The following is an 11171-nucleotide window of genomic DNA, read 5'->3' as shown; positions in this document are numbered from 1 at the left end:
ACATCAGGGAGCAGGAGTCCCACGACATCGCGCTGGACAAGCTGAGCGTGAAGGAGTACGAGGACCCCTTCAAGAGGGGGTGACCCCGCCGGTTCGACCGGCGCGCCACGGGTCAAGATGCACTAGGCCTGGACGAAGTCCGGGCCCGCGCCTTTAGACGCGAGCCCGGAGCCCGTGGGTTATACCCTAAGAGCAAACCACCCTTTTTAAGGGTGGTTCTGATTGTGCTCGGATAGTGTGGTCAATGCGTCTTGCAATCTTGGAATTGGCGAAGCATTGTGCAGACATTGACAGACATGATTTTCATAATGACAGATATAGTTGACACACGTTGATGGATGCAATATATTTCTGTCATGTTGCAACGGATATCTGTCCATTACTACGAAAGGAACTCCATGCCGGGCAAAAAGAACCTACGCATGAAGGCGGCGCGCGCGGCGGTTGGCCTTTCGCAAGCCGACTTAGCCCAAGCCGTGGGCGTTACGCGCCAAACTATCGGCCTGATCGAGGCTGGCGGCTACAACCCCACGCTCAATTTGTGCGTAGCAATTTGCAAAGCGCTGCGCGTCACGTTGAACGACCTGTTTTGGGAAGACGAGACCGACCTCGACCCTAACGCTCTTTAGGAGTTCGCTATGAAATTTGAAGATTTAAAACTCGTGCAAAAGTGGCATGAATATGCCGGTCCAAAGGATGAACGTCTGGAAGCTGAGAACGCGAAGATCTACAAGCTTGGTTTTGGGCTGCTTTCGTTTGGTATGTTGATGATTTTTTTCTACCAGTTTATAGCACGACAGGTAGCGTGGGTTCACAGCGACGCATGTGAAATGCCGCATGGCTTTGCAACGCCGTTTGAGGCCGCCATGTATGTGTGGTTCGTTCTCGTGATGTTGATTTGTGCAGGACTGCAAACGCGGAAGGGCTATGTCGACACCAATCGTTTTGGGCAAACCGAGCATCTTCCCGTTGGATACTTCCTGCTTGTCAGCGGTCTTAGCGGCGCCGCGTTCGCGCTTGTCATTGCCGCGATGCGCTGTATCGCTGAGGCACAGATCGTACCGCTCGAAAGCGTCTTTTGGTTGGCGAACCTGGCTACGGGCGTGTTCTGCGGTGCGACGATTTTCATAGCCACATTCGCCGTTCTGTGTGCATCGTTCTTCACGGCGAAAAGACGCCGCGCCAAGATCGAGGCGGAACTCGACGACGCCAGCGATATCTAATGCGCAAGGGGCTGGCTCTGGGATATCAGAGCCAGCCCCTTTTTTGTTCAACGAACAGGGTTAGCGCCGCTCAAAAAAGCGGCTGAGAGCTAGCGGGACCCATCCCACCGGCTTCATCGCTGCCGCTACGCTCGAGCGCTGTGCGGCGGGCGCTATAGGCGACGAGGCCGGCTCCGGCTGCGGCGAGTGCTGCTGCGGCTGCGGTCAGGGGGACGTTGCTGTCGCCCGTGCCGGCGAGCACGCCCACTTTTCCGGAGCGTTTGTTATTGTCGTTGCCCTTGCCACTGCCAGAGCCGCTTCCGCCGGAGCTGCCTCCCGTGCCGGAACCGCCGCCGCTCGAGCCGCCATCGCCGTCCACGATCATCGGTGCGTCATGGAGTCCCGTCGTATCCGCGTTGCTGCTTACGCCCACCAGCACCTCTGCACGTTCGCATGACGCGTCGGGAATGTGGAGCTCGTGCAACACGGCGCCCAGCGCGGAGTTTGCGCCCGGGCGAATCTCTTTGAGCGTTACGGGGTCGAGCGCCACCAGGTCACGCGCCTTTGCGTAGAGCGTGACACGTTTGCCCACCTCGTCGCCCCAGCTCTCCGGGATGGCAAAGCTCATGCGGAACTGTGCCGTGCAACCCGGTGCCAGCACGGCGTTGCCGTTATCGGCTACCAGCGGGTGCGTGGCAAAGCGCTCGCCCAGTGCCTCGAGTGTGTACTTCACGTGTGCCATGTCGTTGGCCGATGCGTCCTCGGCAAGCTCCGGGTCGTAGATCGATGCCATGCGTGCGTTCGCGCCGAATCCGATGGATGCGCTGGAGAACGGTTGGTTGGAGCCCTCTCGGTACAGATCGACTGTTCCGGCGGTCAGCAGCGTGTTGCCGTCGTTTCGCACCGTTACCGTAAACGACTCGCTTGCCGCTCCGGGTACCACGGCACCCAAGTTGGCTATCGCGCCCAGTGGCGTAGCGCATGCCACCAGGGGCACTTCGATGCCGTGTAGTTCTGCCTTGCTTTGCTCGGCACTCACAATGTGCGTGGCGAGTGCCGAGAGCATGCCACCCGAGGTCAAAAACGTCGTTATCTGATCGATGGGGTGCTCCAGCTCGCAGAGCACGAATGGCTCCGTGAACAGATCGTCGATCAGGGCGCTGGCGAAGATGCGGAAATGCTTGCCCATTACCGCCACCGGCTCGCCTTCTTCGTCGTAGGTCTGTCCCACCTTGCCGTCGGTGTTCTCTACGTACATCACGCACCGGCCGTTGTTGCTCATGCTAAACGACGCCGGGCCGCAGCCAGCTGCGCCCACGGGTGTCGTTGCAAATGCCGTTGCGCCTCGCGTCCACGTAACATGTTGCAGCTGCTCGTTGACGGTTGCCAAAAAGCCTGTGTGCTGCGGCCACGGCACCGCGTGGGGTACTGTGGCATCTGGCGGCATGACGCCCCAACCCGCAATGGACTGGCCGATCACGGCGTACGATGCGCAACCGCAGCCGTCTGCGGTTTCGTATGCAACGGGCACCACCATTTTGCCGTTGATGTTCTCGGGCGCGCCAAGCTCGATGCTCGATGGTGCTTGCGGAAAGCGGAGAACCTGACGGAACGTGAGGCTGGCCCCTGACAGGTCCGACCACAGGGTAAAGCACTCCAGCGCGACCTCTGCCTCGGTGCCCAGCGCCTTTTCTGAGGTGGCTCCGCGGCGGTGGAGATAGGCGCCCGACAGACGTCCGTCGACAAGCGTTTTGCCCACCGTGATGCGCGGACACTGCAGACAATGGTAACCGTCCTCCTGCAGGCGGCCGCGCGAGATACTGCGCCATGACGTGTGCGACACTACGCGAACTTCGCTATTGCTTATGCGCAGGCGCACAACGGACAGTATGCCTGCCGTGCTTGCCGTATCGAACCGTGTTGTGTCGCCTTCGGGTCGCTCTCCCGAGACCAGCAATACGTAGGCGTCTTGGTTTCCTCTCCCGTCCGTAAATTCCACCACGTCGAAGTCGTAATCGAACGTGCCGCCACGCTCCACGTCGCCCTCGCCAAAGCCCAGGGGGAAGTCGACCGGCATAGGAGCGGACCACGCGCCGTTTGCCTTCGTGTGTACCACCAGGCGCGAACGGCCATCCTCGCCGTAGCGCACCGAAGCGATACGGAACAGGCATTCCGTGCCGGCTATCTCCGCAAATTTCATGTGAGCTTCGCTGAGCACGCCAGTAAACAGCACGTTGTCGCTCGAGGGCTTTATGCCGCCTCGCTCGTCCTCCGACACGCCGGCAGAATTGGCGTTCGAGTCCGCAACGGCGTTCGTCGCTTGGCCGATGTAGGTGTACTTATACATCGGCGCGGCATTTTCGTCATTCTCCATCAGAGCGTGGACGAAATGCTCGACCTGTCCCGTGTCATTGCTCTCTGCATCCGCGTCGAGCTCGATACACGTGAGCGTTTGCTCCCAGTCGCGCACGACCGGCGCGACGTTGATGGCGGTGGCTGCAACCTCGGCGCATGCGAGCAGCTCGGCATTGGTGACGATGGTGGCCGACGCGATAAACTGTGCTACGCCGCCCGACTCGGCATTGCCGGTCGCGCCAAAGCAGGCATCCAACGTATAAGGCGTGTCTCCGCCCAGCGCTAGCTCAGAGCGCTGGAGCACATGCTGGTCGCTGTTGTTGACCGACATGTTCCACGAATCGGCGAGTGTGGGCCACGACCCCGACCAGGCCTTGGTGGTCCACTTGAACATGATGAACTGGAGTATCACGTCGACATCGACGTCTGCACCCACGCGCAGCCGCGGAAGCTGGTGGCCGTCCGCCTTCTCGTACCCAATGAACAGTGTGAGGGATGCGGCACCGCGCACGGCGGACGAAGCGACGCCTGCAACGCCGGCTCCAAAGGTGACGGCAAGCCCGATCTGGATGGTGAACGATCCCGACGTATTGGAATAGTCGAGCGAAATGTTTTTGAAGAACGCCGCACCGCTGCCGTGCGTGTGGGCGCCTACGGCGAGCGCCAGCTTCGCCAGCACCCAAGGGTTGACGTTTAGGAAAAACGGCACCGGGCCCAAGGTGAACTGCTCGGTCCAGTTGAGGTCGGTTTTTACTTGGAAGAGGGCCTTAATATTGCCGAACGCCGGATCGTTGTTATCGCCCCAAGTTTTGCCTACCCAGTCGTAGGCAAGCGATCCGTACACCTGTGTTGCGATATCCATCGTGAACAGCGGCGTGCAATGGTGACGAAGGAGCTTGGTGTTTCTTGGATCGGTGCCCGAGCCGGCGCTCATGCTCTTGTATTGGTTCCACTTCCCCTCCATCTCGTCGAGGTAGCGGTTTGCCTGCTTGGCGCCCGATTCGCGCGGCGACTTCTTCCAGTACTCCGGATCAGGGTTGCCCGAATCGTTTATGTAGCTGGCCGGTTTGTATCCTCCGCCAAACAACACGTACCCGGCAAACGAGAAATCGAAGAGGATCGGAAACGTGGGCATCCAGCAGGTGAACTTGTTACCGCCGATGCCGGGAAACGCCGCGGGGAAATCGAACGGAGTGATCTCTTGATCCATGGTGGTGGGGATGATGGTGGTCGAGCCCGATTCAGCCTTGGAAGCCGGTGCGGTGGCAACGGCCATGGGGGAGGAGAGCGTGTAGGTTTTGCCCTGATAGTCGAGCACAAAGTGCAGTTTGCATCCTTCTTCCAGAATGCCCGACGCCGCATCGAGGAACTTGTCTTCGAGCGTGAACGTCGCCAGATTATCCGCACCCGTTGCGCTGGCCTTGACCTGGCCAATCTGCGTGACGGTTTCGGGTGAGCTGCCCACGGCGGGCATTACCTTATTGATGTGCAGCGTTGCCTGCCCGCCCTGCGGCAGGTGGGCCTGTACGGCAAAGGTATGCGTATCGGGCTGCGCATTTGCTGCATCGTCTTTGGGCATCGCCATGAACGTGGCGTCGGCGTACTGGATGTCCCACTCGTCGAACGTAAGCTGGCGAAAGTACGGCTCCCCGTCGGAGAGCGGACGCGTGGGCGCGGTAATGGCGGTGCCGCCCTGGATGCGCGCGAGGGGGATCTCGACATCGCGGTAGCCCGGCATGCTGATGGAGATGCCGCCGTTGAAGTCGTACGCGTCAAGGAGCGTCGCCTCGTCCACGTAGCCTTCCGAAAGCGGGGCAATCTCAAAGATCGCCGCACCTTCGTCATCGGTGGTGGCGGTGAGCTGTTTGCCCGCGGCATAGCGCGACGTCAGCGTGACCTGGGCGCCTGCGATGGGGTTCATCTTGTTGGCGACGTCGACCACCACCACGCCGAACATGGTGCGCGAGAGCACCAGGACCTTGAAGGGGTCTTGTTCATCGGCATAGGCTTCGACGGGCGTGAACGGCAGTATGAAGGCGTTTGAGGTGCCCGGCACGCGCGGCAACATCATGCTCGCCAGCGAGGACGCTCCGGCAACAAGTAACGAACGGCGATCAAGCATCTTTGGCTCCCATCCCGCAAACATCGGTGGAAATAATCAAATTATGCGAGAAGGTGTCCTGTCGCGGTAGTGCCGTTCGAGGGGCAAAATGTCCAATTTGAGCATGCGAATGTGAGGGGACGCCGGAGCACGTTCGATGCGCTTGACGGTTCGGTCGCTAGCGCAACATATGCGCGACCAACTCGGCACGAGTTCCGATGCCAAGTTTTGCATATACGCTGGACAGGCGGTTTTTAACGGTGCCTGGCGATACGCCCATATGGCGTGCGATTTCGGCGTTGGTCCATCCACGACAGGCGAGCATGGCCATGGTGAATTCCGTGGTGGTTAGATCGTCGGCCACATCCTCGCCCGAGTCGGGGTTGTGGATGCGTCGCCATCCGTAGCTAAAGCGATAGGTGATCTCGATGATGCGTGCGAAATCGTCAGGATATTGCTGTTTTAGGCATGCCTCGATAAGTCCCTGCAAAAGGCCATGGTGCTCGCCGATGAGCTCGATAAGGCCGTCGGGACGCGCTATGCTCCACGCGGTTTCGAAATGCGCCTTTGCGGCGTCGATGTTCTTGAGGCTCATACATGCCATAGAAGCTGACAGGTGCAGGAACAGCTCCGATATGGGATAGCTTCCCTGCTTCATGACCAAGGCGTTTTCTGCCATGCCCAGACTGCGGCCGTATTCGCCGCGCAGATACAGGGCATGCGCCATCACGTAGCTGGCGAACAGGCGCAGGCCTTCGGGCAGATGCGCTGCGAACGGATAGAACTCATCGGCAGAATACGGGGAAGGCAGGTGCAGCAGGACGCTTGCGGCCGAGGCGAACAGAACGTGCACGGCGTGAACGGTGGGCGATTCCTCGTCAGCTGGCGTATCGAGGATGCCCGCAAGGCAACGGCGGGCGTCAGGGATACGGTTGAGCGACAGACTGGCATATCCGCAGATGAAACATGCGGAATAGCGCAGCGACGGATCAGTTGCGTCAAGATGGGGGCGTGCCGTCTCGGCGGCGAGGGCGGCCTGTCCGCGAAAGTACAGCGCTTCTGCCGTGGCAATAGCGCGCGAATCGGTGTCGGCGATGCCCGCGACCGCGGCATCCATTTGCCCCGGCTCAAAGGCAGTGCACATGAGCGGCATGGGAACGCGCGGGTTGCCGTCGCAGTCCATCTTCCATCTCCTAACGGCTGGCTACAATAGCAGCTATTTTACTCCGTCATTTGAGGTCTGGATGTTAATGCGTATTGCTTACGAGTGTGCCGAGCGTATAAACGACAAGTTTACCGATGCCGCCCCCGAAGTGGTTATCGAAGCCTAGCTGACCTTGGGATAAAGAAATACTGCCGCCCCGCAAAAAGCTCTGTCGCAGTGATGGGAAACAGGCCTCGCTCTGCATATAATGAGGTCATATGACGGTGCGTTTGCATATGTGCAACGCATTTCCATCGAACCGAAAAGGAGCTCTGTATGGATCCCAACAAGCGTCCCGACGACATGGCGCGTATCACCACTCCCGAACTTGCCCAGGCGTTCATCGACGAGCAGGTCGCCGCAATCCGTGAGCAGATCGGCGACAAGAAGGTCTTACTGGCCCTTTCCGGTGGCGTCGACAGTTCGGTTGTCGCGGCGTTGCTCATCAAGGCCATCGGCAAACAGCTTATCTGCGTGCATGTGAACCACGGCCTGATGCGTAAGGGCGAGAGCGAGCAGGTCGTCGATGTCTTTAAGAACCAGATGGACGCCAACCTTGTTTATGTTGACGCCACCGACCGCTTCCTGGACAAGCTCGTGGACGTTGAGGAGCCCGAGGCCAAGCGCAAGATTATCGGCGCCGAGTTCATCCGCGTGTTCGAGGAGGAGGCCCGCAAGGTTGGCGACGAGGTCAGCTTCCTTGCCCAGGGCACCATCTATCCCGACATTCTGGAGTCCAAGGATGGCGTAAAGGCCCACCATAACGTGGGCGGCCTGCCCGAGGATCTGGAGTTTGAGCTCTGCGAGCCCGTCAAGCTGCTGTACAAGGACGAGGTCCGCGTTGTCGGCCGCGAGCTCGGTCTGCCCGAGAACATGGTCGAGCGCCAGCCGTTCCCCGGCCCCGGCCTGGGCGTTCGCTGCCTTGGTGCCATTACCCGCGACCGTCTCGAGGCGCTGCGCGAGGCAGACGCCATTGTGCGCGAGGAGATCGACAAGGCTGGCCTGACCATTTGGCAGTACTTTGCCGTTGTGCCCGATTTCCGCGCTACCGGCGTGCGCGAGGGCAAGCGCGCCTACGACTGGCCTTGCATCATCCGCTGCATCAACACCGTCGATGTCATGACCGCCGAGGTGCCCGAACTCGACTGGGCGCTGCTCAAGCGCATTACTGCTCGCGTCACCGCTGAGGTTCCCGGCATCTGCCGCGTCTGCTACGACCTGACCCCCAAGCCTGTCGGCACGGTGGAGTGGGAGTAAGTTTCTACTCTTTTGGGCGAATTGCATTGACAGAGAGGGGTCCCGCGCAAACGTGTGCGGGACCCCTCTCGTTTTACTGTTCGGTTTACGCTGCGGCCCGTTTTGGAAGGGTCGCGAGCATGGTGGTCCCGTTCTCGGAACTTGTTTCGACCTCTGCCGTGCCACCGTGAAGCGCCGCAATCTCCCAGACAAGCGCTAGTCCGAGTCCTGCGCCGCCGTATGCCCTGCTGCGGGATTTGTCTAGACGAAAGAACGGCTGGAAGATGCTCTCACGGTACTGCTTGGGTATTCCCGGACCCTGGTCCTCGACTCGCAGGAACACGTGGCTGTCGTTGTCGCAGATGGAGACGTCGACATTCGAGCCGGGGCGGCTGTAACGGATGGCGTTTTCGACCAGATTAAACACCAGCCGATAGAGGAGCGTGTCACTCCCGATTACTAAAGCGTCTCCAGCACAATTGAGGGCCATGCCCTTCTTTTCGGCAAGTGGCGCAAGGTCGGTGAGGACCTCTTCGGACAAGGGGCCAAGTTCAACATCGTCCTCGCAGGGAACGCTGCAGAGCTCACTCATCTCGAGTAATACCTTGGTCATTCGAGACATGCGCTCGGTTTGTTCTTGCAGCAGGCCGAGCAGCTCGGCTGTTTCGGGTTGCAAACCGGAGTGCTCGGAGATGAATAGTTCAATCTGTGCTTGCATAAGGGCGAGCGGGGTGCGCAGCTCGTGTGCGGCGTTGCCGGTAAACTGACGCTGTGAAGAGAACCCTTCGCCAAGACGGGCGATCATGTCGTTGAAGGAGGCGCTACATCGTTGTAGCTCGGTGGGCACATCTTCACTGAGTCTGATCTCGCTTAGGTTGTCAGGCTGCACGCGCTCTACCTGGGTGGCAAAAGACCGTAGCGGCTTGAGCGCGCGACCGCTCACAAAGTATGCCAGCACGCCGCCGAGCAGCGTGACTCCAGCCGTGATGCACCAAGCTGTCATGCCAAAAGACTCCTGTGCATCGTTTACGACGATCGTGACCTCGTCATCGAGGCTCCCCTTCGTTGGGTCAAACTCCTGAGGTGTATCTACGTCGGCTGCACTAAGGGCCGAGATGCCACTGCCGATGGCATCCATGTAGCGCATGCCCGTATAGCCGACCAGGCAGTTCGTCAGCACGCACGCCGCACACGTCAGCAGTGCCGTCATGATCGTTATGCGCCATTGCAGCGAAAGCCCTTTCATTCGCCATCCTCCATGACGTAGCCCTCTCCAATTCGATTGCGAATTGGGTCATATCCCAAAGTGCTGCGCAACTTTTTTCGAAGTGACGAGATATGAACCCGGGTTGCGTTGCTAAAGCTGTTTACGGTGCTATCCCAAACGTGCTCGATAAGCTCTTCCTGGCTCACTGGACGTCCTTGATTAAGCATCAGATATTCCAGGATTCCCGTTTCTTTGCGTGTGAGAGACAGGGTATCGCTGTCTACGGAAGCGATGCGCGCCTTGGTGTCAAAGCTCAACGATCCACAGGTTAGAACAACGTCGTTTTGCGTAAAGCGCCTGAGGGTAAGGCTGCGGATTCTCGCCGCGAGCTCATCCAGATGAAACGGCTTGGTAAGGTAATCGTTGGCGCCGGCATCGAGCCCGGCGACTTTATCGGAGACTTCGCCACGTGCGGACAGAATCAGTACCTTGGTCTCGCAGTCAGTTGTTCTGAGTCGCCTGAGCACGGTCATGCCGTCGACATGGGGGAGATTGAGGTCGAGCACGATAAGATCAAAGGTCTCGACATCGAGCAGATCGAGGGCCTGCTGCCCGTCGTAGCAGCAGTCGACGCTATAGGCCAAGTTGCGCAGGCTGCGTGCGATCGCATCGCACAGCGCCCGCTCGTCTTCGACGATCAAAATACGCATAACGGTCTCCTTGCACATTCCAAATCGCGCTTAACACGGATTTTATAGTCGATATGGTCCAATGGTCGCGTAACGAAAGGAGTGGTCAGGTTGTTCAAAGCGGTAAAACCCGTGGTACAGGTCGCTTTGTTGATCGGCGGAATTACCATGGTGTGCTTTGGCGTTATGCGTGGCGAGGCAGATGCCGTGCTGGCCAAAGCAATTAGGCTGTGCTTGGAGTGTATCGGAATTGGATAAAAGAAAAAACACTGCGTCGCATGTTTTGGCCCGATTTCGCGGATTCATTCAGGCGGCGGCGACGCTGGTCACCAATATTCACCTGCCAAACTTTGCCAAGGGCAGCATCTATCAGGGTGCGGGAAAAACAGTCTGCGTACCTGGACTCAACTGCTATTCGTGCCCCGCGGCAGCGGGTGCGTGCCCCATCGGATCGTTTCAGTCGGTGGTGGGTTCATCTAAGTTCAACTTCTCCTACTACGTTACCGGTACGCTCATTTTGCTCGGCGTGCTGCTGGGACGATTTGTATGCGGGTTTTTGTGCCCGTTTGGTTGGCTGCAGGAGCTGCTTCACAAGATTCCCAGCAAAAAGCTCTCCACGAAAAAACTCAAGCCGCTCACGTACATCAAGTACGCCGTGTTGCTGTTTACCGTGGTGCTGTTGCCTGTCTTGGTGGTTAACGATGTGGGTATGGGCGACCCGTTCTTTTGTAAGTACATCTGCCCGCAAGGTGTGCTCGAGGGCGCGATTCCGCTGTCCATCATGAATGCGGGAATCCGCTCCGCGCTGGGAAAGCTCTTTACCTGGAAGCTCACGATTCTCATTGTGGTTGCGGTGCTGAGCGTGCTGTTCTACCGCCCCTTCTGCAAATGGATCTGCCCCCTCGGTGCGTTTTATGCGCTCATGAACAGGGTGTCGTTGCTGGGGATTCAGGTTGACCAGTGCAAATGCGTTTCGTGCGGCAAGTGCGCCAGGGTGTGCCAGATGGACGTGGACGTTACGCGTACGCCCGACCATGCCGAGTGCATCCGTTGCGGCAAATGCGTGGGTGCGTGCCCCGTCGATGCCATTAGCTTTCGCTACGGGCTGGGCGTGACGGGCGGCAAGTCCGCGCAGACCGCGCAAGCCTGCGAAAACAAATAGGTACCTATAAGCTTC

General features: G+C 59.0%; 9 protein-coding genes and 1 pseudogene. 6 read left to right on the top strand and 4 right to left on the bottom strand.

The features are described 5' to 3' along the window. From AB5Z14_RS02280 to AB5Z14_RS02270, 3 genes and pseudogenes are all read left to right on the top strand, one after another. Positions 1 to 83 (top strand): annotated as a pseudogene (locus AB5Z14_RS02280) (IS200/IS605 family transposase); the annotation flags it as partial. A gap of 315 nt (positions 84 to 398) precedes the next feature. Next, complete coding sequence (locus AB5Z14_RS02275) at positions 399 to 629, top strand: helix-turn-helix transcriptional regulator (protein ID WP_368130103.1); 231 nt, start codon at positions 399 to 401, stop codon at positions 627 to 629. Positions 630 to 638: 9 nt separating this feature from the next. Further along, a complete protein-coding gene (locus AB5Z14_RS02270) occupies positions 639 to 1223 on the top strand; it encodes a hypothetical protein (protein ID WP_368130102.1) in 585 nt (194 codons plus the stop codon). A 70-nt stretch (positions 1224 to 1293) separates the two neighbouring features. Here AB5Z14_RS02270 and AB5Z14_RS02265 read toward each other — a convergent pair whose 3' ends face one another. Continuing rightward, positions 1294 to 5679, bottom strand: a complete 4386-nt coding sequence (locus AB5Z14_RS02265) for a carboxypeptidase-like regulatory domain-containing protein (RefSeq protein WP_368130101.1) — start codon at positions 5677 to 5679, stop codon at positions 1294 to 1296. Between the two features lie 157 nt (positions 5680 to 5836). Then, the gene (locus tag AB5Z14_RS02260) at positions 5837 to 6841 is read right to left on the bottom strand and encodes a helix-turn-helix domain-containing protein (RefSeq protein ID WP_368130100.1); all 1005 of its coding nucleotides are present in this window, start codon (positions 6839 to 6841) and stop codon (positions 5837 to 5839) included. Between the two features lie 297 nt (positions 6842 to 7138). Here AB5Z14_RS02260 and guaA point away from each other — a divergent pair, with 297 nt between their 5' ends. Then, on the top strand, positions 7139 to 8119 hold the full coding sequence (gene guaA, locus AB5Z14_RS02255) for a glutamine-hydrolyzing GMP synthase (protein WP_368130099.1): 981 nt from the start codon (positions 7139 to 7141) through the stop codon (positions 8117 to 8119). Between the two features lie 85 nt (positions 8120 to 8204). Here guaA and AB5Z14_RS02250 read toward each other — a convergent pair whose 3' ends face one another. After that, positions 8205 to 9344 (bottom strand): HAMP domain-containing sensor histidine kinase, encoded by a 1140-nt coding sequence (locus AB5Z14_RS02250; protein WP_368130098.1) that lies wholly within the window; start codon positions 9342 to 9344, stop codon positions 8205 to 8207. Beyond that, positions 9341 to 10015, bottom strand: a complete 675-nt coding sequence (locus tag AB5Z14_RS02245) for a response regulator transcription factor (protein ID WP_368130097.1) — start codon at positions 10013 to 10015, stop codon at positions 9341 to 9343. Before AB5Z14_RS02245 ends, AB5Z14_RS02250 begins: the two co-directional genes overlap by 4 nt. A 147-nt stretch (positions 10016 to 10162) precedes the next feature. On the opposite strand from AB5Z14_RS02245, the gene AB5Z14_RS10180 reads away from it, so the two are divergent. Further along, positions 10163 to 10252 (top strand): CD1871A family CXXC motif-containing protein, encoded by a 90-nt coding sequence (locus AB5Z14_RS10180; RefSeq protein WP_022094046.1) that lies wholly within the window; start codon positions 10163 to 10165, stop codon positions 10250 to 10252. Next, positions 10245 to 11156, top strand: a complete 912-nt coding sequence (locus AB5Z14_RS02235) for a 4Fe-4S binding protein (protein WP_368130095.1) — start codon at positions 10245 to 10247, stop codon at positions 11154 to 11156. The genes AB5Z14_RS10180 and AB5Z14_RS02235 overlap by 8 nt, the downstream gene beginning before the upstream one ends. Positions 11157 to 11171: the final 15 nt, after the last annotated feature.

The organism is Collinsella aerofaciens, from assembly GCF_040910265.1.
Taxonomy (GTDB): Bacteria; Actinomycetota; Coriobacteriia; order Coriobacteriales; family Coriobacteriaceae; genus Collinsella; species Collinsella aerofaciens_BK.
The sequence above is the reverse complement of the archived record's forward strand: the minus strand, read 5'-3'. Positions and strand labels throughout refer to the sequence as shown.